Annotated in this window: 24 protein-coding genes; 3 read left to right on the forward strand and 21 right to left on the reverse strand. The window is 41.3% G+C overall.

The genetic code is table 11. The features are described 5' to 3' along the window. Positions 1-94: 94 nt before the first annotated feature. Complete coding sequence (locus J7J00_RS00595) at positions 95-808, forward strand: GntR family transcriptional regulator (RefSeq protein WP_214786553.1); 714 nt, start codon at positions 95-97, stop codon at positions 806-808. Positions 809-1005: 197 nt separating this feature from the next. Here J7J00_RS00595 and J7J00_RS00600 read toward each other — a convergent pair whose 3' ends face one another. The 19 genes from J7J00_RS00600 to J7J00_RS00690 all read right to left on the reverse strand — a co-directional run bounded on the left by J7J00_RS00600 (position 1006) and on the right by J7J00_RS00690 (position 20795). Next, the gene (locus J7J00_RS00600) at positions 1006-1632 is read right to left on the reverse strand and encodes a nucleotidyltransferase family protein (RefSeq protein ID WP_214786555.1); all 627 of its coding nucleotides are present in this window, start codon (positions 1630-1632) and stop codon (positions 1006-1008) included. Continuing rightward, positions 1625-2674, reverse strand: a complete 1050-nt coding sequence (locus tag J7J00_RS00605; RefSeq protein ID WP_214786556.1) for an XdhC family protein — start codon at positions 2672-2674, stop codon at positions 1625-1627. The genes J7J00_RS00600 and J7J00_RS00605 overlap by 8 nt, the downstream gene beginning before the upstream one ends. A 124-nt stretch (positions 2675-2798) precedes the next feature. Then, positions 2799-4064 (reverse strand): MFS transporter, encoded by a 1266-nt coding sequence (locus J7J00_RS00610; protein WP_214786558.1) that lies wholly within the window; start codon positions 4062-4064, stop codon positions 2799-2801. 144 nt (positions 4065-4208) lie between these two features. Continuing rightward, the gene (locus tag J7J00_RS00615; protein ID WP_214786560.1) at positions 4209-6587 is read right to left on the reverse strand and encodes a xanthine dehydrogenase family protein molybdopterin-binding subunit; all 2379 of its coding nucleotides are present in this window, start codon (positions 6585-6587) and stop codon (positions 4209-4211) included. A 13-nt stretch (positions 6588-6600) separates the two neighbouring features. Then, the gene (locus J7J00_RS00620; RefSeq protein WP_214786562.1) at positions 6601-7077 is read right to left on the reverse strand and encodes a (2Fe-2S)-binding protein; all 477 of its coding nucleotides are present in this window, start codon (positions 7075-7077) and stop codon (positions 6601-6603) included. Continuing rightward, the gene (locus J7J00_RS00625; RefSeq protein WP_214786564.1) at positions 7077-7946 is read right to left on the reverse strand and encodes an FAD binding domain-containing protein; all 870 of its coding nucleotides are present in this window, start codon (positions 7944-7946) and stop codon (positions 7077-7079) included. The genes J7J00_RS00620 and J7J00_RS00625 overlap by 1 nt, the downstream gene beginning before the upstream one ends. Positions 7947-8009: 63 nt before the next feature. Further along, a complete protein-coding gene (locus J7J00_RS00630) occupies positions 8010-8459 on the reverse strand; it encodes an SRPBCC family protein (RefSeq protein WP_214786566.1) in 450 nt (149 codons plus the stop codon). A gap of 401 nt (positions 8460-8860) precedes the next feature. Next, a complete protein-coding gene (locus tag J7J00_RS00635; protein ID WP_214786568.1) occupies positions 8861-9820 on the reverse strand; it encodes a VOC family protein in 960 nt (319 codons plus the stop codon). A gap of 40 nt (positions 9821-9860) precedes the next feature. After that, positions 9861-10649 (reverse strand): SDR family NAD(P)-dependent oxidoreductase, encoded by a 789-nt coding sequence (locus J7J00_RS00640; protein WP_286201115.1) that lies wholly within the window; start codon positions 10647-10649, stop codon positions 9861-9863. A 43-nt stretch (positions 10650-10692) separates the two neighbouring features. Continuing rightward, positions 10693-11202 (reverse strand): aromatic-ring-hydroxylating dioxygenase subunit beta, encoded by a 510-nt coding sequence (locus J7J00_RS00645; protein WP_214786570.1) that lies wholly within the window; start codon positions 11200-11202, stop codon positions 10693-10695. Positions 11203-11223: 21 nt separating this feature from the next. Further along, entirely contained in the window at positions 11224-12525 is a 1302-nt protein-coding gene (locus tag J7J00_RS00650; protein WP_214786572.1) for an aromatic ring-hydroxylating oxygenase subunit alpha, read from the reverse strand. Positions 12526-12563: 38 nt separating this feature from the next. Beyond that, on the reverse strand, positions 12564-13349 hold the full coding sequence (gene nadX, locus J7J00_RS00655; protein ID WP_214786574.1) for an aspartate dehydrogenase: 786 nt from the start codon (positions 13347-13349) through the stop codon (positions 12564-12566). Positions 13350-13365: 16 nt separating this feature from the next. Next, the gene (locus J7J00_RS00660; protein ID WP_214786576.1) at positions 13366-14811 is read right to left on the reverse strand and encodes an aldehyde dehydrogenase family protein; all 1446 of its coding nucleotides are present in this window, start codon (positions 14809-14811) and stop codon (positions 13366-13368) included. 12 nt (positions 14812-14823) lie between these two features. Beyond that, positions 14824-16512 (reverse strand): thiamine pyrophosphate-binding protein, encoded by a 1689-nt coding sequence (locus J7J00_RS00665; protein WP_214786578.1) that lies wholly within the window; start codon positions 16510-16512, stop codon positions 14824-14826. A 30-nt stretch (positions 16513-16542) separates the two neighbouring features. After that, positions 16543-17334, reverse strand: coding sequence for an SDR family oxidoreductase (locus tag J7J00_RS00670; RefSeq protein ID WP_098371927.1), 792 nt, complete (start codon positions 17332-17334; stop codon positions 16543-16545). Positions 17335-17416: 82 nt separating this feature from the next. Then, positions 17417-18355, reverse strand: coding sequence for a VOC family protein (locus tag J7J00_RS00675; protein ID WP_214786580.1), 939 nt, complete (start codon positions 18353-18355; stop codon positions 17417-17419). 123 nt (positions 18356-18478) lie between these two features. Beyond that, on the reverse strand, positions 18479-19012 hold the full coding sequence (locus tag J7J00_RS00680) for a cupin domain-containing protein (RefSeq protein ID WP_214786582.1): 534 nt from the start codon (positions 19010-19012) through the stop codon (positions 18479-18481). A gap of 287 nt (positions 19013-19299) precedes the next feature. Beyond that, positions 19300-20115: an IclR family transcriptional regulator gene (locus J7J00_RS00685; RefSeq protein ID WP_214786584.1), complete on the reverse strand. Its 816-nt coding sequence runs from the start codon at positions 20113-20115 to the stop codon at positions 19300-19302. A gap of 428 nt (positions 20116-20543) precedes the next feature. Further along, positions 20544-20795, reverse strand: a complete 252-nt coding sequence (locus J7J00_RS00690; protein ID WP_214786586.1) for a hypothetical protein — start codon at positions 20793-20795, stop codon at positions 20544-20546. A gap of 792 nt (positions 20796-21587) precedes the next feature. Between J7J00_RS00690 and J7J00_RS00695 the strand changes: the two genes are divergently transcribed. Together J7J00_RS00695 and yppF are read left to right on the forward strand one after the other, a co-directional pair. After that, on the forward strand, positions 21588-22877 hold the full coding sequence (locus J7J00_RS00695) for an MFS transporter (protein ID WP_214786588.1): 1290 nt from the start codon (positions 21588-21590) through the stop codon (positions 22875-22877). A gap of 306 nt (positions 22878-23183) precedes the next feature. Continuing rightward, entirely contained in the window at positions 23184-23366 is a 183-nt protein-coding gene (gene yppF, locus J7J00_RS28595) for a YppF family protein (RefSeq protein WP_081112928.1), read from the forward strand. Between the two features lie 200 nt (positions 23367-23566). On the opposite strand, the gene J7J00_RS00705 is transcribed toward yppF, so the two are convergent. Together J7J00_RS00705 and J7J00_RS00710 are read right to left on the reverse strand one after the other, a co-directional pair. Beyond that, on the reverse strand, positions 23567-24892 hold the full coding sequence (locus tag J7J00_RS00705; RefSeq protein WP_098371922.1) for a GntT/GntP/DsdX family permease: 1326 nt from the start codon (positions 24890-24892) through the stop codon (positions 23567-23569). A 55-nt stretch (positions 24893-24947) separates the two neighbouring features. Then, positions 24948-25670 (reverse strand): GntR family transcriptional regulator, encoded by a 723-nt coding sequence (locus J7J00_RS00710; protein WP_214786590.1) that lies wholly within the window; start codon positions 25668-25670, stop codon positions 24948-24950. Between the last annotated feature and the right edge of the window lie 9 nt (positions 25671-25679).

Below are 25679 nucleotides of genomic sequence, written 5' to 3' on the forward strand. Positions count from 1 at the left end.
ATAATTAAAAGTCTGAAGCATTGCAATGACTTCAATCGTTTTTTAAGATAAAATAAATATACTTGTATATAATTGGATTTTAGAAAGGAGCACCATGGAAACCAATCACAATCAATATATTACAGAACAAATAGAACATTATTCTTCTAAGCCCTTAAGGGAAGCTATATTTTTTGTTATTAAAAATGCGATCATTGAAGGGATATTTTTACCTGGAGACCGTTTAACGGAAGATGATATCGCTAAACAATTCAATTGTAGCCGTACACCGGTTCGTGAAGCTTTGAGGAAATTAGAACAGGAAAATTTGCTTCAGGTGAAACCTGGTATAGGGATGGTCATATCCAATGTGGATATTGAACTTTTACAGCAGGAATTGGAAATCAGGAAAATGCTCGAAAACTATTCGATACAAAAAGCTTGTGAAGGAATTACAGAAGAGGAATTAAAAAAACTGGAATGGGCAACGGATAAACTGCAACAGGCAATTAATAGTAATGACCGAATAGCGGCAAGCCGTGCAAACATTGAATTTCACCGCTTATTATATTCCTACTCTAGAAATACCTTTCTCCAAAAAACTACGGATTCGTTATGGCTTTCTTTTCGAATTTCCTTTTTATCGGCCCGTAATGAAGATGTTACAATGGTTGATAAATCTTGGTATGAGGAACGAAACAACGAGCACTTACAGGTAATCCATGCCATTCGTGACAAAGATGTAGAAAAAGCAATAAAGGTCAATACGATCCATATCCAAAAAAACTATGATTATTACCTTGATTACATAAAACGTGTTTCCGAATAAAATTAACATTAAAGGGTGCCTAACTGCGAGTATTCAGTCCGCAATTGTAGGAACCCTTTTAATATATAACTCTTCAAGGCAGCATTTCGAACGATTAGGGGATTATATCGGCCTTCCCTCTCTTTTTCCGGTTCCGCTGCTTTTTCCAACCTTCCAATGGTTTATTCGGCCGAACTTGGTATTCCGTTCAGGATCATTTATTTCATATCAACTGTTTTGCATGATGAATCCAAATGCAATTTTACTTTTTGGAAGTCTTCAGGCGTGTCAATGTCAAATCCCCACATCGAATTGTCAAATGAAACGGTCTCGGTCACCGCATCATATTTTTTGATGATGCTTTTACCACCTTGATCACCATCTATTGAATGGAATTCATTGAGTAATACTGCATCCACTAGTATCGGATGTCCTACCTCCCCTTTTGGTCGAACGATCCGCACTCCTTCATCTTTACACTCAATATATTTATCTATTAAAGATAGTATGATTTCACGTGAAATAAGGGGCTGATCCGCAAGGAAGATCATGACTGCATCCACATGTTCTTTGATGGATTGAACTCCAAGTTTTAGAGAAGTGGACATTCCATCTGCATAATTCGGATTATGAATAATCTTCAATTCTGGATAGTCTTCACTATGTTGACGCATTTCTTCTATATATTTACCGGCAACCAAATAGATGGGCTGCATGTGGCTGCCAAGGATAGAATCAATGGCATGAAGAAATAGAGGTTGGCCCCGCAAAGAAAGTAACAGTTTAGGTTCACCCATTCGAGTCGACATGCCTGCCGCAAGTATGATCGCGCCTACTTTAGGCATGAATCTTTACTTTGCCATGCAAAGGTGCAGGAATTCTTCCATTTCTAACAGACATCAATTCCGACACAATACTTAGTGCAACTTCTTCCATCGTTTCAGCACCGATATCCAAACCAATTGGTGAGTGGATTGGACCGCTGTTGAAGTCTTCTCCAATTGTATTAAGCATTTCCGTTGTACGGGAGATTGGGCCAAGCACCCCAATATATCGTGGATCACTTTTCAAAGCCACTTGTAGGATTTTCTCATCTAAGGACTGGATATGATTCATGACTACCCACCATGATCCAGTAAATTCAGTAGGGTCTATTTCATCTGGGCATTTTTGCAAATTAGAAGCCAATGGAAACAAGCGATCATTATTGAAATTCTTGCGTGAATCCAATACCGTTACGGAAAACCCAGCTTTTGCTGCCAATTCGACAACTGGAACAGCATCCCGGCCAGCCCCGGCAATAATCAATTGTTCACTTGGCTTAATAGCATCAATTAGATATCGTTTTCCCTCCAGATTCACCAATTCTGCTCGGGTTTGTGTATCCATTACCATCCTTGCTTTTTCAATGACTCCAGATGGCACACTTTCATGATTTCCAATGAGGTTGCCATATTTATCGACGATTAAACCTTTACCGGAGGATACATCCAATATCATGGTGAATTTCTGACCTTTCTGGACAATTTGATTTGTCATCATCCAGAATTCGTCATTTGGCTCAATAGGAAGGATAAATATCTCCAATTTACCTTTACAACCTATTCCTAGCCCCCAAATTTCATTCTCGCTCAAATCATATAGGTGTGTAACGCAAGTGTTGGTTTCCATAGCTTTTTCCGCCCAGCCATATAAATCGCTTTCCAAACATCCGCCACTTATCGTGCCAAACATACGACCGTCCGATGCCATCATCATTTTTGCACCTGGAAGTCTATATGCTGAACCCTTGACACCTATCTGCATGACCATTGCTGCTTTTTCGTGGCGCTCCCATGCGGAACTTATATTTTCCAACACGTCTTTTAATTCTTGTAACCTTGACATCCTTAACCCCCCTCCTCTAAATCTGGTATCCACATATTTGGAAGCAGAAAAAGGGAGACAAATGGAAAATGCCCTATTTGTCTCTCTTCCCCATCATTCATTTTCAATGATTTAAATCAGAGCACTAATATCCTTTTCTGACTAAGAAAACACTTAAGAAAAGAGAGAGGGTAACAAAACATAAAAGGGCAATAAACCCGCCATTATATGAACCGCTCATTTGACTGAATAAACCGACAACCATGGGTCCAAGAGCTGCAATTAAATAAGATACACAGCCGAAAACCCCACTGATGCTCCCCATTACCTCGGGTGAAGAGACACGGTGAAGCATGGTCATGGTAAGGGCAGCTGGCATAAACAAAAGACCAATCAATAAAATGCTCAAGACGACAGCAACAGTGCTATTAGTAGTGAAAAGGGAGAAAAGCATGAAAATGATGATAAGCCCACACGCCCCGCCTACAAAAATCGCCCTCTTCATGAATCGATCCGAAAGGAACCCAGCCACCACTTGTACAATAATGGCTAATGCGAATCCACCGGCATTTATAACAGCGGAATTTACAAAAGCAATCCCTTTTTCTTCTGTCAAATAACTTGGTAAAAAGGTCGAAATCCCATAATAGGCAATGGAAATGCAAGAATAAACAATCGTTAAGATCCAGAACATCGGATTCGCAAGAACCGCTTTAACATTATCTTTACTAGCTGTTGGAGTTCCCCCTACTTTTTGGTTATAGTTTAATTCCATTGAATTAACCGCATAATGCTTAGCCGGATTATCTCTTGTCATAATCAAGAATAAAATCAAACAAACGACAGATAATGCCGCAAGTATGAAGTAGCTTTCCCGCCAGCCATATGTGGACGCTATGATTGCTATTAGCGGGAGCCCAAGAATCGGTCCTATCGCATTTCCGTTATACCAAGTTGTCTGTGCCTTTGCTTGTTCATTCTGTGGGAACCAGCTTGAGGTTAATTTCAATGCCATTGGATACAGGACCCCTTCACCGATTCCCAATATGGCCCTGGACCATAAAATCGCACTGATGGAATCGGCCATTCCACCTAAAACCATCGCAAATGCCCACAGTGCGATCCCGATGAAACCGCTGCGCAGTGCACCTATCTTATCAACGATGAAGCCCCAAGCTAATTGACCAAAAGCATAAGTCACTAAAAATATGCTGCTAAGTGTTCCTTTCACTAAATTACCATCAATGCCCAAATCAGTTAAAAAAGGCTTGCTGGCAAGCAAAATATTAATATTTGCCTTATCCATCATGGAAATAGTGAAAAGAACAAGCAAAGGAAAAGCCGTGAAGAACCAACGGGTATTCGTCATTTTGCCCGATGGATCATGCAGTTGTGGATTTAAATTATTCAAAAAAATCAGCCCCTATTATCATGAAATGTTCGTAACTAGTGTAATTCCCTATTTACACCTTCCATTTTCATGCTTGTCTGTCATTCTGTCATGGTATAGGGTATAATCCATCAACAATGAATTCTGAACTGCTAAACGAATTTTTTAACCTATTTCGATTTTGAACTTTTTCCTTTCCGCTTCCTTAATCCAATTACGGAGTTTGCTTGGGCTAATGGGCAATTGATTGATCGTGGCTTCTAATGGATCGAGCGCATCAACAACCGCATTCGCAATGGCTGCAGGCGGGGAAATGGCTCCACCTTCACCTACTCCCTTGATGCCAAGTGGATTTCTGGTAGAGAGGAATTCTTGATGGGACTTTTCTACAGTCGGGATTTCCATGGATGTCGGCAATAAATAATCCATATAAGACCCAGTCAAAAGTTGGCCTTTCTCATCGTAAACGACTTCTTCATATAGAGCTGCACCAATTCCCTGGGCTATGCCACCCTGCACTTGACCATCCACGATCATTGGATTGATGACCTTTCCTGCGTCATGAACCACACTATAACCTTTCAACTCGACAAAACCTGTTTCCTTATCCACTTCCACCAGGGCTATGTGGACGGACGATGAAAAAGTAACAGTGGGCGGAACGAAGTAATGTGTGACTTGCAGGCCTGGCTCCATTCCAACAGGCACCTTGCATCTGTTTCCTGGACGTGCCGCTTTAGCAATTTCCTTATAGGTCACACAATTTTCAGGGTTGGTCTTAACAAAGGCTTTGCCATTTTCCATTTGTAAATCAGATGATTCAACTTCAAGCATGGCAGCTGCGACGGCCAATATTTTTCCCCTTAATTTCGCTGAAGCAATTTGAATGGCCGATCCAGCATTTACTGCACTCCGGCTAGCGTATGTTCCAGCCCCAAAGGCCAAGTTCGTTGTATCCCCGACCCTTATTGTAATATCATTTGGGCTAAGCATTAATTCATCCGCACAGATTTGGGAGAATACCGTTTCGTGACCCTGCCCCTGCGGAGATGATCCAAGGTATGCCACGACCTGACCGGTGCCATCAATCGTGACATAAGCACTTTCGAATGGACCAGCACCGGTTCCTTCTACATAAGTGGAAATGCCGACACCGACTAGCTTTCCTTGCTTCTTCAACTCTTTTTGCTGCTCTCTAAATCCTTCGTAATCAATCATTTTCAAACCTTGGTCCAATGCAGCGGGATAGTCCCCGCTATCATAAATCAGCTTTGCACCATCTTTAACCAAAATCCCTTGGTCATAAGGCATATCCTCCGCTTGAATCATGTTCTTTCGCATTACTTCCACTGGATCTTTTTTCAACCTTCTAGCGACCATATCGATAATTCGATCCATTACGAAAACGACCTCTGGTCTTCCTGCTCCCCGGAATGGAACATTCGGTGTTTTATTCGTTAAGACAATCTGGCAAGTAACATCATAGTTTGGAATCTTATATGCTCCCCTTAAATGGTAGGCACTATTGTAGGCACATGTTAATCCAAAATAATTTACAGCACCACTATCTATAATGAAGTGATCTTTAATTCCCAAAATAGTGCCATCCAGGTTAAAAGCAACCTCAACATCATGGATTTGATCCCGTGAATGGCGGGCACTTGTCATATGTTCTAGACGGTCTTCAATCCACTTGACAGGTCTCTTCAATAACTTCGAAAGATATGGAATTAAGATTTCTTCTGGGTGAACCCCACCTTTTGGTCCGAAACCACCACCTACGTCAGGTGCAGTCACCCTGATTTGCTGTTCAACCAAATCCAATGATCTAGCAATATAAGTTCTAACCTCAAAAGGAAGTTGAGTGGAAGAATAAACATGAAATTGATCTGTACGGTTTTCATAGGTGGAAACGACCCCCCTCGTTTCGAGAGGGTTGGAAGAAACTCTAGGCGTTTGGATTCTTGCCTTGAGAATTTGATCTGCATCTTTAAGGGACTGTACAGCATTTCCAGTCGTAACATGGAAGTCTGACTGGACGTTATTCTGTAAATGCTCTTGAATCAATGGTGCGCCTTTTTCCAATGACTTGAATGGATCGACAACCACTGTTAGCGTTTCATATTCCACTTTTATTAAATCTGCTGCATCTTCGGCCACATACCTGTTATCAGCAACGACGACTGCAATGGGTTGCCCTACATACATCACCTTATTCTTTGCCAGGACATCTTCATAACAATAATGGATAGTGGGATTGATCGCTTCCTCTAGATTGGGAGGCAAAGTACAATGTGATTCAAATTGGACAAGAGGCTTTATGATTCCATCTATATCCAATCCAGTGAGAATGACATGCACCCCTTCCAATGCCTGAGCTTCGGAGATATCAATTCCTTTGATTGTGGCATGTGCATGTGTGCTGCGGACAAAGACTGCTTCAACCATATTTGCCATTCGGATATCTCCCACGAATTGCCCTGTTCCTGTAACCAAACGATAATCTTCCCTCCGCTTAACACTTTGGCCAACGTATTTTGTCATGCCTGTTCCCTCCTTATTTGGACACAGTTTGCGCAGCCTGCTTCACAGCTTTAATAATGTTGGAGTAACCGGTGCATCTACATAAATTTCCTGAAATGCATTTTTTTATTTCTTCTTCACAAGGGTTTGAATTTTCTTCCAGGAAACCTGAAACCGTCATCAAAAATCCTGGAGTACAAAATCCGCATTGCAGGGCATGATTATCCGAAAATGCTTGCTGTAGGTGATTAAGCTTCCCATTCTCCTGGATAAGTGACTCCACCGTCTTGACTTCACATCCATCCGCTTGAACTGCAAGCATTAAACATGAGCGGACTGGATCACCGTTAACATGGATTGTACAAGCTCCGCAAACTCCATGTTCACAGCCAATATGTGTTCCAGTAAGGTACAGGCTCTCCCTGATAAAATCCGATAATAGCAATCTAGATTCTACTTCCCTCGATATATCTTGTCCGTTTACTTTTAGATTTATCTTAACTCCATCCATCACATCACCCTGCCCCCTTTTGCACGAATGGTCGCTTGCTTTAAGGCCCGGATGACCATCGTACCAGATAGTTCCCTTCTATATTCAGCAGTACCATGGAGATCGGATTCAGGTTCTATCATCTCCATTGTTAAAACACTCGCATCCTTATAAATTTCCTCAGTCAGTTCCTTTCCAACCAAAAGCCTTTCCACATCCCCTAAAGCTGTAGGAACGGAATTCACGCCACCTATGGCTAATTTAACCTCAGAAAAACTTCCATCTTCACTTAGATCAACTACCGCAGCCACCTCAACCAGACCAAAATCACCATGCCTTCTGGCCACTTCAACAAATGCCGATCCACTAGACGGCTTTAATATCGGGAACCGAATCTCTTTAACCAATTGATCCGGCTGTAAGGATGTAAGCATATAGGTAAGGAAGAACTCTTCAGGGCTTACTATTTCTTCGCCGTTTACATCGGCAATGACTACTTCTCCTCTTAAAGCGGTTAAAACGCATGGTAGCTCCGCAGATGGATCACCATGGGCGATGCTGCCACCAACAGTTCCCCGATTGCGTATTTGTTCATGGCCTACCCACCGGATCGCATCCGATAACAATGGACACTTCTCCTTAACCAACTCGGATTTTTCAATTTCCCTGTGTTTCGTCAAAGCACCGATGACCAGTGATTCACCATCTTCTTTTATATAGCTCAACTCCTCAGCCCTGCCTATATCAATCAAGTATTTTGGCGTTGAAAGTCTCATATTCAATAATGGAATCAAACTTTGTCCGCCGGATAAAATTTTCGCATCTTCCCCGTATTCTGATAAATAGTGCACAGCTTCTTCCAAACTCGAAGGCCGAAGGTAATTAAACATAGCTGGTTTGATAGGAACCCCTCCATTCGTGATACACCTTTTAAATGGTTTGAATGACCGGCATTAAATTCTTTGATGAGTTTTTAACTGTTTCTCCATATCCTTAAAGAATTTACCTGCCATGAATTTTGCAATACCACCAATAACCCTGCTTCCCACACCAGCGATCATTCCACCTATATCCGCGTTGCATTCCCAAATCAATTGACAACCATCACCATCAGGAATAATTTTACAGTCCATTTCAGCTGAGACAAAACCTGGCTTCCCGCTGCCTTCAGCATTTAAAATATACTGATAAGGCACTTCCAAATCCTTCAATTTCACCTTTCCCGTGTAGTCACCTTTTACAGCTGCAACACCAAGCTTAAGTTCAACATCATATTCGCCATCTGCAACTAATGAAAGGTCATGACAACCTGGAATAGCATTCTTGAGCAATTCCGGATTATGCATGGCTTCCCAAATCACTTCTGCGCTATAAACAAAGTTTATTTTTCCGGATATCTCCATTTTTCCGCCCCCACTTTTACATATTTTTTTAACCTATTGCTCCTTACTTTTTCACATGCATACATGTATACATCTTAGTTTAAAAAAATTCAAGCCACTAACTACTTTCAATAATATTAATATTCCGAATTATTTGTCAATTGTTTTTTCCATTTTGTTGTTAAATTTTTCACTATTATGCCAACCGTACAAGGCCATGGTTGAAGTCCCCTTCCTGCCCATTGCCTTGTATATGCTTTTTACGGTTTCACTTGTCTAGAAAGTTAATCAGTTGATTAGGAGAGAAAATGGCTAGATTTTCGATTTAATGACTACTGGAGTTCGTTATTCCTGATTATGTAAGTTCCAAGTGCTCTGACATTTGTATCCGGAAACCTAATTAATGATCAATTGTTACATGTTTACCCATCAAAACGTTCTAACAATTCAATAATCACTTTATAGGTCGATGTTGTATCCATATAGGCATATCGGCCCTTTCCGTTAAAAAAGTTTCCTGTCTGTATGACCGGATAGCCCATTTCTTCTAACATCTTCATTTTATCCTCCATGTCTTTTACGACAAAAGAGATATGGTGAACACCCTCACCATATGTTTCAAGATGATCTTTCCACGTACTAGGTGATTCGCCCGGCTCGATCAATTCAATTTGAATTAACGGGGTATCGATGAACATATATTTTGATTTTCCTTCAGTGGGCTTCCCTTTGTAAATCACGTTTGTAATATCGGTTGAACCAGAATGAATGATGGGAGGTTTTTCAATACCCAACAACTTACAATATGCATCTGCAGCAGCATCCAGGTCTTTTACAACTAACGCAAGCTGTTCCACTTTGTTAGTCCCTAATAGCGGCTGAACGCTTGCATCTTCTGGTCTCTCCCATGCCGTTTTTCTTGGCTCTGAACTTTCAAGCAGTTCAACTAACGTTTTGTGATCATCCAGTGTATCCACATATACATACCGGCCGTCACTTGAAGTGAATTCACCCGTTTGCAAAGCTGGGTATCCGCTTCTCTCCATGATTGGCAGCCTCTTTTGGATAGAGTCCACGTCAAAAGCTATATGGTGGATCCCTTCACCTACTTCATCCAGGAACTCACGCATCGTTCCTGGATTTTTATCGGGTTCTATTAGTTCAAATTGGACGGTTGGTGTATTCAAAAAAGCCAGTTTGGATTGTGATTCCGTTGGTACACCTCTAAAAGTGACTTTTGAAACAGAACTGTCACCAGTTAGAAATGGTTCTGACTTCTTAATGCCTAGCAGTCTCGTGAAAGCTATATTAGCAGCTTCAATATCTTTTACAACAAATGCGAGTTGATTAATATTCCTATTGCCCAATAGTGATTCAGCCATACTTATAAACCTTCTTCCCATAGTTTATTTTGTAATGTACTCAACCCAGTCCGCGAACTGACAATCCTCCATCACTGGATATGACTTCGCCGGTAATTGCACGTGCTGCGTCCGATGCTAACAGGACATATGCAGCTACATGATCTTCGGGCATCTGTGCAAGCTGAAGAGGGTTTCTTTTTTTAATGCTATTTGCCTTCGTTTCATTATCCACTATTTTAACGAATGGACGTAGGGGAGGAATGACCGATAATGCTGTCAGAGTGCCACCAGGTGCTACAGCATTCACCCTAATGTTAGGAGCAAGTTCAAAGGCAAGTTGGCGCATCAACCCTATTTGGGCATGCTTGCTTGCTGTGTACCACACCCCACCGCCATCCGGATAAAAACTAGCACCGGATACGGTGAAAATAATATTTCCATTCGATTTTTGCAATTCTTCAAGAGCCGCTTTAGCACCGAAGAAAGATCCTTTAACGTTAATATCGATTAGAAAATCATATGCTTCGGAAAGTGCATCGGGTGTTACGTCGGCAAATTTAGCAAATCCATCAAAGACACCTGCATTAGCAACGAAAACGTCCAGCTTTCCAAATTGCTCGACTGTGGCCTGGACAGCCCTCTCATTGTCTTCATATATGCTTACATCGCCTTGGTTAATGAGAATCTCTTCACCAAATTCCTCTTTCATTTTCTTTAGCGTTTCTATCGAGCGGCCGATGATGCTGACTTTTGCCCCTTCTTGTATAAAACGTCTAGTGACAGCCTCTCCGATACCTGAATTGCCCCCTGTAATCAACACTACTTTATCCTTTAACGCCATTGCCATTGTAACCAGCCTCCTTGTTATCTCTTTTTATCCAAGTCAATAATTATACGAAGATAGCAAGATTTCTGGTATTTATCGTTGATTGATCAACAATGAATATCCGTTTGGAAAGTTTCCATTTACCTTCTTCGAAAATGAATTCATCATTTCGTTCCCCCGAAATCAAATCATGTTGAATATCCGTGCTGCGGCTTCGATAGATAAGCAGATAGCTCTTGACGACTGCCTTTTCACCTTCAACAAAGTCTTTAACGCGTACATTAGAGACAAAACGCCGTGTTCTTGACGGCGGTATTTCCGCCCAAGCATAATCCGTTTTCAAACGATCCACGCGCAGTTTAAGCAGCTCAATATCATCATTAAATGTAAACATCTCCGTTGAATAATCCGGGCGTTCCACCCCTTCTTTATTAACACGGACAGGCATTTGATAACGCAAGCTCGAGTGCATTAAATCGAACCAATCATCAAATTCAATATTATCCAGTAGTTGAGCTTCATCATACAGCCACTGTTCAAATTCACATTTGAGCAACATTTTCTCCACATTCATTTCCGTTCCCCCTCCCGCTTATTATTTCGTCATTAATTCAAGCCAGTACTTGTAAAAATTCCTTTGGCTCGCTTCAGTGAATTTATCATCGTAAGCAACACCCGGTCCTATAAAATCAACTGGTTCACGATGAAGCCCCATTGTATAATTGTAGGTTAAATTCTTTAGGAAAGGCATTGGGCCTTGGGCTGCTTCAGTAATATCCGTAAACACTTCCGTATCATCCTGTTCGAAAATACCGGATGGGCTAAAGGTCAATATAAATGAATCTCTTGATCTATCTTTCCAATCTTGGGAGGCGTTCTTTTCCACGAGCATCCAAGCGATCACTTCCATTTTATTGTGACCGATTGGCCGCCACATTCTAATTGAAGTGTTGGAGATGAATTGGTCTTTGATTTTTGTATGGGATATTAAAAATGATAAGTTGGGGAAAACGTTCCCAATCATATTCTTTAAGTTTGATAACACTCCATATTGTTCTTCAGACAAATTAGTTTTAAATTCATCTTTCAATTCTTCCGGGAAAGCGAATTCAGGGTTAGGTGTCCCTAAGTTCAGTCCATGCCCGTTATCCGTATGGATTTGAAAACCACGCTTTGAATAGGTAGCATTGGGCACCATGCCCAGTTTGGCAATGGATCCGTGTGTGACCATCGTATGATAGGAATCACCAACAAAGTTATCGGAACCAACTTTCCAGTTGGAATTAACAACGAATCTTTGCGGAACCCCGATTACTTCCATTTCTGCACGACCTACGAGTATATCCAAATACCATTTAATGTCTCCAAGAAACTCTTCAAGCGGCTCTGCATCTTCATTCCAAGTTCCAAATAAAAGACCTTTATAGGATTCAATCTTCACTTTGTGAAGGCCCATTTCCGCCCGGTCAAGGTTGCCCCCATATATGTCCTTTTGTAATGGCACCCCTACGAGCTCACCAGTGTTTTTGAAATTAAACCCATGGTAAGGACACGTAAATAATGACTTGTTCCCTTTATCTGCACGGCATAGTTTCATTCCGCGATGTGTGCACATATTATAAAACGCCCTGATTTCCCCTTCAGCATCACGAGTGATGATGAGCGAGTAGCCAGCCAGTTCACGGGTCATGAAGTCTCCTTTGTTGGGTACTTCAGAATCATGACCGATAAAAACCCATGTTTTCAAAAACACTTTTTCATGTTCTATATCATAAACCTTTGGGTCTCCAAGGAGGTATGCAGGTATAGCGCCTTCCTCTGGTTTAACCGTTTCGTTCAGATAGTTAATAACTTGCTGTTTCGACATTTCTTCTAAGGATTTATCAGTTTTAAGCATACTTTTTCTCTCCCTTCCAAGCTTTAAATAATAAGTCTTTACCCGATTTGAACGCTCTTTTCCTTATTTTGCAGAGTAGCCAAAACACTTAATGCCGCTAGATAACTCGTTTTCGGATTATTTGGCATCGGATCATTTTCCACTTCCAGTTTCAGTTTCCCGAACGAACCTGACGCTTCTATCAGGTGATTGTTTTTTAACACATTTGGATCGGCAATGATTTTCACTTTCGTCTTTTCAGATCCAAGACCAGCCAAGGACAGCACAATCGCAACATTAATGTTTCTCGGAAACTGTTTAATCGCTTCTGCAGCAGATCCTTCAAATAATACCGTTTCTTCTGTCACTGTAGAACCTGCAGGCAATGCGTTTGGCGGTTTTCTTGTGGTGATGCAAACAGATTCAAGGCCATTCACCGCTTTTGCCGACTTAAGGACATCGAGACCTCCAATCGCACCAGACGGAAGGAGAATATTCACGTTATTGATTTTGCAAATCTGATTTGATTGTTCTTCAAAGGCAGGATTCGCCATCACGCCAATGCTGCTTAGCAAGAGATCCTTCCCGCTTTTAAGCACTTTCAATGCATACTCTTCAGCTGCTTCGATCGTTGCAGCCTCTATGACTAAATCTACTTCGGATTTAAGAAGTTCATCGACATCACTATATGGCTGTGTCCTGAATTCTTCAGCTAGTTGTGCCGCTATTTCTTCACGGCGGGCATAAATCGCAACAATTTCCCCACCTGGAAGTAGCCCGTCGTTATTAATGGCCTGAAGCAGAAATTTCCCGATATTACCGCACCCGATTAAACCTAATTTCATCTAGTTTCATCCTTCCTCAATCAGCAAACCCGTATGAGTCCGCAAAGAATTCCAACCCGCAATGTCTTGTTTCCCGGGAAACACCACTTTCTTTTAAGCCAGGGAAATCCAGAGCCAAGTCGCTGAAAACAGTATGATTATTATGGAAAACCGCACCAGCTTCAAGGCGATCTGCCATTTCGACAGCGATATCTTCATTCTCGGTCCAAACAGATGCACGCAGCGCAAACTCACTATCATTCGCTAATTTTACAGCTTCATCAATATCATTGAAAGGTAAAATTGGAATGATGGGTCCAAATTGTTCTACCCGAACCAATTCGCTCTGCTGATCGACACCAGTAATAATGGAAGGAAGCATATAATAACCTTTATCCCAAGTCTCAGGATTCAACTGAATGCCAGTCGTGATTATATTTCCTCCTGATTTAGCGGTACGTTCGATCAAGCCATTCACAAAGTCATATTGTGCTTTATTATTCAATGGACCCATGGTCACGTCAGGCTGAATGCCATCACCTATTACCATCCGGCTAAACTCTTTGGTCAGCTTTTCCACAACCTCTTCATAACGTGATTTTTGGACGTACACTCTTTTTACTGCAGAACAGACCTGACCCGCTGCTCGTAAAATCCCCATCCTCAAACGTTTGATAGCGGTTTCATCCATATTGGCATCTTCCAAAATGATGGCAGGATCATTTCCGCCAAGTTCCATATATACTTTTTGCAGATTTGCAGCTGATTTCTGCATGATATCTTTTCCGGTTTCCGTACTTCCGACAAACGCCAATGTCCGTACGCGTGAATCGGAACATAGTATGTCGCCAATTGCTTTTCCTGATCCTGAGACTATATTGATGACTCCTGGAGGAAATTGTTCAGCAACTACTTTTAAACAGGTCATTATCGTTAAAGGACAATTCGTTGCAGGTTTTACGACAACGGCATTGCCTGCCAAAACCGCAGGTATAACCCGTTTAAATGTTAATATCATCGGAGAATTCCACGGTGTGATTATTGCCGTGACACCTCTTGCCCTTCTTCGGATCTGGACTTTTTGATTACCAGGGAGCACTTCAGGCTTCCACCAATCAAGTAACTCTGCTGCACAGCCCTTCATGACTTCAACACAGCGCAGTAAATCCTTTTTAGCTTCAACAAGTGTTTTGCCATTTTCACGTACAAACACTGTAACATTTTCCTCGATAACTTTTGAGAGTTCTTCTGCCGCAGTGTTCATCCGTTTAGCCCGTTCCCCGATATCAGAGCGAGACCACGTTTCATATGCATTTTCTGCCGCTACAATCGCGTCATTCACGATTTCTTCAGAGCATTTTGCCACCTGGCCAACTACTTCCGATGTATTTGCCGGATTTACTACATCGACTTTCTCCGGTAATTCTATCCATTCTCCATTAACTAGATATTTCCCTGAAACAAATGGGTATGTCGAAATCATTGTCAATCCTCCTTATAGTTTTTTGGGCTTGAATGCTTCTGCAGCTCCTGGCGGTCCGCCAAATGGCTTGGCCATTGGCCCAACAGCTTCCATATCAACAACGATCATTGAAGGTTTACGTCTTTCCTTTGCCTTTTCCAGTTCGGATATGAATTCATCTCCAGAACCAATACGCACTGCATCAAAATGCATGGACTCAGCCAGTTTCACAAAATCAGGACTCAATAAATCAACGGCTACCTGCCGACCATATGCGGCTGTTTGAATATTGCGAAGAACCCCATAGCCTGAGTCATCGAACAATACGATGATAATTGGTAAGTTTTCTTCGGCTGCCGTAACCATTTCACCGACATTCACCATAAACCCACCATCTCCAGCCATAAGAACGACGGTTTTATCTTGACACCCCATTTGGGCACCGATTGCTGTTGGAAGACCTTGACCAATTCCGCCGCCTGATGCATGAATGGATGTTCTCGGTTCATAGATTTCAAATAAACGGCTGCCCCAAACGTTTGCCTGTACGGTTACATCACGAACCAGAATAGTATCGTCCGGTAATATCTCCCTCATGCCATCCACAAATTGCTCATAAGGCCCAAGCGTTTCCCTGAGTTGAGAGCGCACTTCATTTCTAAGCGAAAGAACTTCTTGTAAATAAGAAGGTTCCGCATGAACTGACTGTTCTTCGAGCTTTTGAATGATGGCAGCCAGCATATCTTTTGCATCGCCAACCAAACCTAACGAAGCTTTATAGTTACGGTTAATGGCCTGCCAATCCGCATCGATCGCTATATGTTCTTGTGGCACAGGCACTTTCCAGTTGGATGTTTCATTCCCCCTAAACCTTACACCTACGCTAATCAATAAATCTGCATTTCTTAAAAGCTCTTTTGTTGTTTCATATGCTGCAAAATGTCCGATGCATTGTTCATGGTTTTCTGGAATCGCCCCTTTTCCTGACTGACTTGTTATAACCGCTGCACCAAGGAGTTCCGCTAATTTTTGCAGCTCTTGCGAAGCATTGGCACTGATGACTCCACCACCAGCCCATATTACAGGACGGCGTGCACCTATCATTTTTTGCACGGCTTGTTCAGGAATAAATGGCAATGAAATTGTTTCAGGTGTTGAAGCCCTCAGCCCTTCAAGTGAAAGATCTTCTATGATCGCCGATTGAAAGTCAATCGGGATTTCCATTGTAACCGGACCCGTTGGTGCAGTTAAAGCTTCTTGGATCGCCTTCCTTACCACTGCTGCAGATTGGTCAGGGTTTCTAAGCCTCACTGCATTTTTACAAGCTCCGCTCATCATTGAAAGCTGGTCTTTACACTCATGTATGTATCCTTTACCTGTACCAAGATAAGAAGAAGCCACCTCACCGGTAAGATGAAGAAGGGGGACACCAGCTGCCCATGCTTCCACTAGTGAACCAGCAGCATTTCCTGCCCCTGTTCCGGTACTTGTAATTACTACACCCAATTTTCCGGTGGCACGGGCATATCCATCAGCCATATTTACGGCACCGCTCTCACCGCGTGAACAAATGAGTTTGATGCTCCCTTCTCTAAGAATTGCATCATAGATTGGCATATTGTGAATACTGACAATCCCGAAAGCAGCTTCCACGCCTGCTTGAACAAGCTCCTTTACGATGGCATCGGCGGTCGTAAACTCTATTTCTTCTTGTATTTTCATCGCGTTATCCTACCTTTTTTAGTAATATATTTATAGTGCCTTTCCGATCGCTCCTGCCGTCTCAATCGTCGAACCCGCTACATAACTTGCTTTGTCTGATGCAAGGAAAACGATGACACTGGCCACTTCTTCCGCTTCACCTACACGGCCAAGAGGGATATTCCGTTTTTTCGCAAGGTCTCCGTAATACTCTTCAGGGTCCATATCAGGTGCATTTTTCAATCTTCTTCGCTCCCATTGATCCGTCCGGATCAATCCAAGACTCACTGAATTAACCAATATATTGTCAAAAGCCAATTCCTGGGACAAGGTTTTGCTTAAATTAAGGAGACCAGCCCTTGCTGCTGCAGTCGCTACCATATGACGTTCAGGTTCTTTAGCAAGCGTTGCATTAATATTAATGATCCGCCCTCCTCCCCTTTTCACTAAGTGGGGATGCGAAGCACGAACGGCATATATGATGGCAAAGAACTTTAACTGAATCTGTTCTTCCCACTGCTCATCCGTTATGTCAAAAAAGTGACCCATCACGCTTTGGCCGGCTGCATTCACCAATATATCGATTCCGCCAAACCTCTCAGCGGTACCATTAATGAAAGAATCCACATCCGATTTAGAGGTGACATCACATGTTGATGCAAAAATATCTGCCTTTTCACCAAATGAGAGCAATTGAGTTTGTGCACTCTCCATACGCTCTGCACTTCTGCCGCATATAGCCACTTTCGCTCCCTCAGCCAGAAACATTTCTGCTGTTTTTAATCCCACGCCCGACGTGCCGCCCATTATGACAGCAACTTTTCCTTGCAATCCTAAATCCACTCTCGTCACTCCTTCTCAAAGCCATTTTCCTTAAACGATGTCCTAACTACGCAAGAATAATGGGAGGAAATCAATATCCTCCTCATTTTTCCGCCATGACTGACTCATCTATCTGAGAATCAACCCAGCCTGGATCGGGATCTCCTCCCATTGCTTTGCGGGCTTCGGGTTTCGGCGGACCTGCAATCCCCCACTGATCCATTAAATGCGGAACCCGTTTCCATACACGTGCTCTCCACTCCGATTCATCTTCAATCGTTTCCAGATAACATGTATACTCCATAACAAAACCGCCTGGGTCTTGAAAATAACAGAAAATATTATCTCCAGGCCCATGACGTCCAGGTCCCCAAAGTTCTGACAATCCCGCTTTTCGCACATTGCTTATTCCTCGCATCAGTTCATCCACGGAATCGACCTCGTATGCGATATGATTGACTGACGCATGCTCATCTTGATTGAAGGCAATGGAGTGATGTTTCCTGTTGCATCGCAGGAATGACATTTGGTGCTCACTCCAATCAGTAACTTTAAAACCAAGTACATCCGTGTAAAACTCAACGATCATATCTAAGTTCTTCGTGTTCATTACAACATGATTCAATTTCACTGGGTCAACATTTTTCTTGCTCCAAATAGACGTTTGTACTTCCACCCAAGCCGAGAGCTCAATCACGCGGTTTTCCGGATCAATAAACCGCAGGCCATAACCGGCACCTGCTTCATCCAAATATCCAGGTGGTTCAATAATTCGAACGCCCTTCGATTGTAATATACCCGCTGCACGATCCACCGAATTTTTATCAACCATGCCAAAAGCTATATGATGCAAACCTCGTTTTTCTCCCTTGTGAAGGCTTAAAATATGATGTTCCGGTCCAGCCCCGCGGAAGTAAACCGTATTCTCCTCTTCCGGAACATCCACTCTATCCAGTCCCCAAACCTTTTCATAAAACTCTGCTTGATCGTCGAAATTCGGAGTTATCATGCTTATATGTCGTAAATGAGTAATCCCAAGCATTTTTTATACCTCCCATAATTTAGATTGCCCTTTAGATAATTTGCATTGGCCATATTTAACAATCTAATCGAAAAGGGCGCCTCATTAATTTTCATAATGCAGGTGCCCTTTTCGGCTAAATGATCAGTCTTTAATAATGGCTTCTCTTTCTTTAGAGCGTTGTTTACGCAGTTCTTCCAGTTCACTGCCTTCAGGATATGTCGGTAAGTTAGGCTTCACTGCCCCTAACATCACGAGCATGCGCGCTTCTACATCCCCGTCATTCCTAATTCCCCGATAAACCCCTGGTGGGCTGCTGATGCAGTCTCTCGCACTTAATTTAATTTCATGCACTTCACTGTAGCTATCCTCTTGAATTAACGCAGTGACTTCACCCTCAAGAATGAAAAACACTTCTTCAACATCATCGTGAAGATGCAATGGCCCGATACATCCCGGCGGCAGCACCATTGTACTAAGAGTGAAATGTTCACCTGCAATTACATTTGTATCATTATTTGCGGTGGCACCGCGTCCGATATATCTCATCTGTGCACGTCTATAAGCTGGATCGATTTCTTCTTGGAACTTCAAGACACCCCAATCAAGCGTACGGTCTTTCAATCGGGCAACATATTTTTTTTCAAAATCTTTCACTGAAAAAGTTTCTTTTGTCATTTTAAAATTCCTCCCTTATTTGCTGTTTCTAAACCACAATGTGTTTTATAAGCAAAACATTGTTTCGTCTATGAATTAATACTAAAATGAAACCGCTTCATTGTCAATGAGTTTTTAGAATATTTAAAACTATTTTTACAATTCACACCTTCTTCCTCTTGGTATAACTTGGAACGATGCAACCACCATATTCCTTTTTTTAACATAAAAAAAGTGCAGATACCCTAGAGTTGGGGATCCACACTTTCGAAGATTATTCATTTTTTTAGATTGGCACTCAATCATGATCAGATATCTTCATGTTGAAACGGCTTAATCCCACTATATCCCATATAAACGGATAACTGCCGAGAAACCTCCAACAGTTTCGGCAAGGCGATTTTATCGATGAAATCTTCCTGATAAGCCGACTCCGTCGCCACGACATTCAAGGCAGCCAATACTTTTCCAGTCCTGTCAAAAATCGGAGCGGCAACAGAACGGATCCCAGGGTGGAATTCCCCGCTAGTCATCGAATAACCATTCTGCCGAATCGAATCCAGCTGTTTTTGAAATTCACCCGGCGCGGTGAGTGTTTTGTCTGTATAAGGAGTTAGATTTGAGATTTTGAACATTTGCATTAGCATTTCTTTCGGTTGATATGCCAAAAGTAATTTTCCATTGGCCAAAGCATGTGCCGGCAACCGCAAACCTATGTTCACATTGACAGCGGATACACCTCTGATTGGGGCACTTCCAACATACACAACTTCCTGTCCATCCAGAATGGATAGATGGCAGGAGGCTCCGATTTCATCACGCAAGTTCTCCATATATGGTTGGACAATTTCCTGGAATTTCAAGCTATTCAAATAGCTGAATCCCAATTCAAGAACCTTTGGCGTTAAACTATAACGTTTGGTATGTTCATCCTGTGACAGATAACCGATATTTTGTAATGTAAATAATAAACGATATGGTACCGTTCTGCTTACTCCCAGTTGTTTTGCAATTTCTGAAAGAGACAAACTCGGCTGTACTTCATTAAAGAGCTTAATGATTTCCAACCCTCTTACCAATGAATTAGCACTATATTTCTCTTTCTCTTTTTCTTCGCTTGCCATTCGAGTATTCCCCCCGTTGTGAATAAATCTCATTTTCTCCTGAATATAACCCATTCAGTAAAGCTTTCTTCATACCTAGAAAGAAGAACTTGCAGTATATGTACATTTTTTCAGTAGTTCATTTGGTGAATGTTTTTGATGCATACTTCAATGGCTGCATACCTTTTCTGGAAAACCCGTACCATAATCATTGAATAAACCGATCCTGCTGATAACATAAGTGGCCAAACTTCCGAACAATGAAAAACTTGGAATTAGGAATCAATGTCCAAAAAAATTTTGACTCACTATCAGTTCACCACACAAGATCAAAGGCGGAACTGATAATGAAGATAGGATGTCCACTTGGTTTAAATTTGATAAAGAGAAAGAAAATGACCGGTATCCTGACGGAAGTTTTGCGGCCAGATGCGTTTCGCCCTTCCCTACTAGACAGAAACATGGGCGCCAGTAGTGCACTGCCTCTGCTTTGCATGTTCATCTGATTTACGTTTCGATGGAATGGAATGTAATCTATTCAGAAATTTCCGTTCACTTTCTTCCTTACTAACAACAGTTGCCCAACGAGTCGCATCAGATATGATCAACGCCTTCACCACTTCCGGAAAACGACCAGTAGAATCGAGAGCATAGCCGAGCCCATCGAATGACCGAGCTGTAACTCCTTGTTTCCCAAACACTGCAGGATAACAAGCGCTTTTACTTTCCTTTTTTCAGATAATGGATCGGGCATTCTTCTAATTGTCTAATTGGCATCCCTTCTAGCCTTATTCTTCATGTTTAAATAGAATATTATATGTGTCAATTAAAGCATATTTACATATATAAAACTATTTGGAAGGCCTAGCTTAATTGACGTATAGATAGAAAAGATCAATACAACCAAATATAACCAATTTAACAAGTGAAAACAAATAAAGAATTTTTAATACATCGATATTTTATGCCAAATCATGATTTTTTTCCATATTAAGTATTTCATATACAAAACAATATAAATGAATTATAGATTTTCCTGAATTTAAATTCAATATCAATAAGTCGGAATTTTTTATAATTTGATAATAATTTGTTTTTTTGACACAAAAGATTAAATACTTCCATTTTTAAGTCCGTGATAGAGGTCCATCCACTCATTTGATTAAATAATTCAAAGAAAGTACAAAAGGGTGCAATGGAACTCTGTTTTTAACATGAAAGCGCTTATAAGTTTGTTTATTCTAAAGATATAAAATTATCAAAATATTAAATTGACAATCAAATTATTTTAATTTATCGTTAAGAAAGTAAAACTTTGTTTTCCTTACAAAACATTTCCGCGACTTTATCTATCAAAAATTATAAAGAAAGGCGGGAAAGCTCTTAAATGAAAAATCAAAACTAGTACCTTTCTAAAGGGACAACCCGTAATTCACTTATTCTCAATGGTAAGTGTTTTAAGGAATGCTAAAAAGCGACAAGGAGATGGTATTATGTTAAATGGGCAAAAAAGATGGTTGTATATTGCCGTTCCAATTTTTTTCTTTTGGTTTTTCGGACAAATTGATAAGGTTGGCATTTCCATCATTCAAACAGATCCTGAATTCTTGCATGCACTCGGTATGACAGGCGATGACAAAAATGCAAAGATCGGTCTTCTATCTTTTGTATTCACCATTGCCTATGGAGTTTCCAATCTTTTTTGGGGCTTCATCATTGATAAATTAGGTGCCCGAAAAACAGCCATTGCCGGTTTATTCGTTTGGACACTCACGATGATTATGTCAGGTCTGGCAAATTCATATGAAATGTTTTTAATAAGCAGGATCATTCTTGGTTTTGGTGAGGGGATGATGATTCCGGTATCCGGCAAATTCATTTCTAACTGGTTTAATAAACGCGAATTGGGGAGGGCCCAGGCATCATGGCTTACCGGTAACTATTTAGGTCCGGCAATGGGAGCAGTTGTTTTGGTGCTCGTGATATCTTTACTCCACTGGCAGGCAGCTTTCTTTATGCTTGCAGCATTCAACTTATTTATAAATATCCCGATGTTCATCTTATTGACACGGAATACACCAGAAGAGCACCCCCGTATAAGTAAGGAGGAATTGGCTTTCATTCGCCAAACTGATGATGAAGTGAAAGAAACCGCTGCCTCCGAGAAAAAGAGTTTCGCCCAAGATTATCGTTTCTGGATTGTTTGGTTCGGCATGCTTGTATGCTCCTTCTTATTTTTCGGTATCAGCATTTGGCTTCCTACCTACCTCATTGAAGCAAAAGGATTCGAAAAGGAAGGAATGTCGAGTATTACTTCACTTTCCTGGCTATTCGCTTTAGGATTTGTCTTGGCATGCGGTTTTCTGGCTGACAAAACCAGACGTCCAAGTTTGATGGCCACGATTCTATTTTCATTGACGGCAGTCTTTCTGACTGTAGCGATTTTCATCCCCAATCCTATTTTAGCCGGACTATGTATGGGACTGGCAATGGGATGTCAAGGCGGTGTGTTCCATTTAAGTAATATGCTCATGGTGAAATACTCAACACCTGAAACGGCAGGACGGGCCGCTGGTCTAATTGGATTCACGAATATCATGGGCGGCTTTTCGAGTTATATCATGGGATGGCTTCGTGACCTGTCTGGCGGGGATTTCAGTTCATCGATCACCATGCTGATTTTTACAGCCATCTTAGGTTTGGCAGCTTATTTATTCTCCATTAAGAGAGAAGCCGCAGAGCTGCGCTTATCACCTATTCCTGTACAAAAGATACAAGCATGAAGCTGAAGCCCCATGTAAAAACAGCGCCAACATTTTTTATCACTGAACAATCCAACCCTTGAATTTCAAGGGTTTTTTCTTGAGCCGACTTAAAAACAAGACGGTAGAATAAAAGTTAGAAAGAGTCCATACCAGTAGGTTTTTGCATATCCCGATAATATTTTATCAAATTTTCAGCACTAGCCCGAATCATTCCATTATTTGTATAAACATGTCGATAGTTAAAATATTCAAAAAATGATATTTTTTTGAATTACCATGTTATATTGTTAATGGAAAAAAATACTTGTCAAGTAAGGTGAGTGTGTGAATATAGAAGTTTTAATCCTCCATTATATTCAGGAAAAACGTCAAAAGCCTAACCATGCCAATGAATTACTGGATTATATTCAGAATGAATATGTAAACGGGAAGCTGTCAATCTTTCAATATAGAAGTCTCTGTCAGGACTTATATCTTCGAGGAGCAAAACAAACGTCTTCTGGATGAAACTACACCCTTGTCACTGTCATACTACTTCCTATTCTGAATGACTTTTGTTTCTGATTTCCGCAATCGACCTATCTTTAATAACCAAGCCAGTCATTTACTCCCTCCCCAACATGTTCAAAACTAAATAAAAGCCTCCTTGATCTGTCACCCCAAAACAGATCAAGGAGGTAAATGCCCTTATTCAGACCCTTTATTTACTAAATGAATATATCCAAAATTAAAACCAAACCGAATGCCACGAAGGAAAGTAAAGTTTCCATGACTGTCCATGTTTTGAATGTTTCTTTAACGGTTAATCCCATATATTCTTTTACTAACCAGAAACCGGCGTCATTAACATGGGAAAACATAAGTGAGCCTGCGCCAGTGGCAATAACGAGTAATTCTAGATTTACACCTGTCATATTGGCAACGACCGGTGAAACGATTCCTGCTGCCGTGGTCAAAGCGACGGTTGCAGAACCCGTGGCAATCCGAATCAATCCGGCCACAAGGAATGCAAGAATGATCGGTGATAAAGATATTTCTTCAGACATGGAAGCAATTGCAGTCCCTACGCCACTATCAATTAAAATTTGCTTGAATCCTCCACCAGCACCGATAATAAGGATTATGGAGGCTAATGGCAATAAGCATTCTTCCGTCAACTTTTTAATTAGCGATTTGTCCATTCCCTGTCTGTAGCCCAAGAAATAGTAAGCAGCAAAACAGGAGATTAATAGGGCAATCACCGGACTTCCGATAAACAATAAGAATTTTTCAATGGAACCCGGTAGCGGCAAATAAGGCGCCAATACAGTTAAAACCATCAACAATACAGGCAAAAGGATGATGAAGAACGAAACTCCAGTCCCTGGTAATCCACTTGACTTTGTTACCACCCGGATCAATTCCGGTTCACCAACAGGAATAACCCGTTTTTGAACCCATTTTGCGAATAGAGGTCCGGCAATTACAGCAGTCGGGAATGCGATGATCAATGAGTACAGAAGTACGTGTCCCATGTTTGCATTATAGATCCCAATAGCCGTCATGGCTCCCGGATGCGGAGGTACCAGCCCATGTACGATCGATAAACCAGCAAGTACTGGAATACCAATTAACAAGATGTTCACTTTGGTTGATTTCCGAATGGAAATGACCAATGGCAGCAATATTACTAAACCAACCTCAAAAAATACCGGAATGCCTATGATGAAACCAGATAAAAGCATGGCCCATGGCAGGTTCTTCACACCAAATTTATTAATGAAAAAGTCAGCAACCTGCATACCGGCTCCAGAGTCGGACATCATTTTTCCTAAGATGGTCCCTAAAGCCAATATTCCAATAAGGTGACCAAGGACCGCTCCGACACCTGTTTCATATGCTCCTACAATCTTGTCCATCGGCAGTCCAGAAAAAACCGCTAAAAATAAACTGGCAACAGTCAAGCTAATGAATGCATGCCATTTCCACCATGATACCCCCAAAATAACAATTACGATAGCTATCAGCGTGATTCCTAATAAATATAGATCCATATGTTCTCCCCACCCTATTGAAATCGCTTACATTCAAACCAATACAATAATTGAATTATTGTACCGGCTCATTATATGTCACAATGTAGTTCTGTTTAGCCGTGTTGTAATACCCTTCACTGTATTCCATAACATTTCCGTCCCCATCACTGGAAATCCGAATCCTTTTTAGTACAGGACTATTGTTTTCGATTTTCAGAGTTTCGCAAATGTGATTCGGAGCGATAGCAACGGCAAACTCATCTCTGAATGTTTCAAGTTTGACGTTTTGATCTTCCAAAAAGCGGTACAAGGAATTGATCTGGACCTCTTTCATATCTTCTTCGTCCATAGCGAGTGAAACATAATGTGTATAGTAAATATAAGGTTCATTGTCCAATAAATATATCCGTTCGATACTTATGCAATGGTCACCAAATAAAGAATGCAGCTTAGAGTCTGAAGAAAGGTCAACATGACTTATGTTTAACACCTTTTTTAAAATGGAGTGCCCTTCCTCCACCAACAGCTCTGTGAAACGCTTTCCTTTTGAAAGTTTGACAACCGAATCATTAGCTATGACCCTAGTGCCTTTGCCGCTTTTCTTTTCAACATACCCCTCTTGCACGAGTTCTTTGATTGCATTACGGACAGTGACCTTACTTACGTTAAATTCTTCTTCCAAAAGAGGCTCAGAGGGAATGTTTGTGTCGATGGCATAAATCCCATGTAAAATACGATCCTTTAATATTTCTTTTATCTGTAAATACATCGGTCCATTTTTTCTGTTCACATTCATTCCTAATCT

This window comes from Bacillus sp. ISL-4 (genome assembly GCF_018613275.1).
In the GTDB taxonomy this organism is placed as follows: Bacteria; Bacillota; Bacilli; order Bacillales; family DSM-1321; genus Peribacillus; species Peribacillus simplex_E.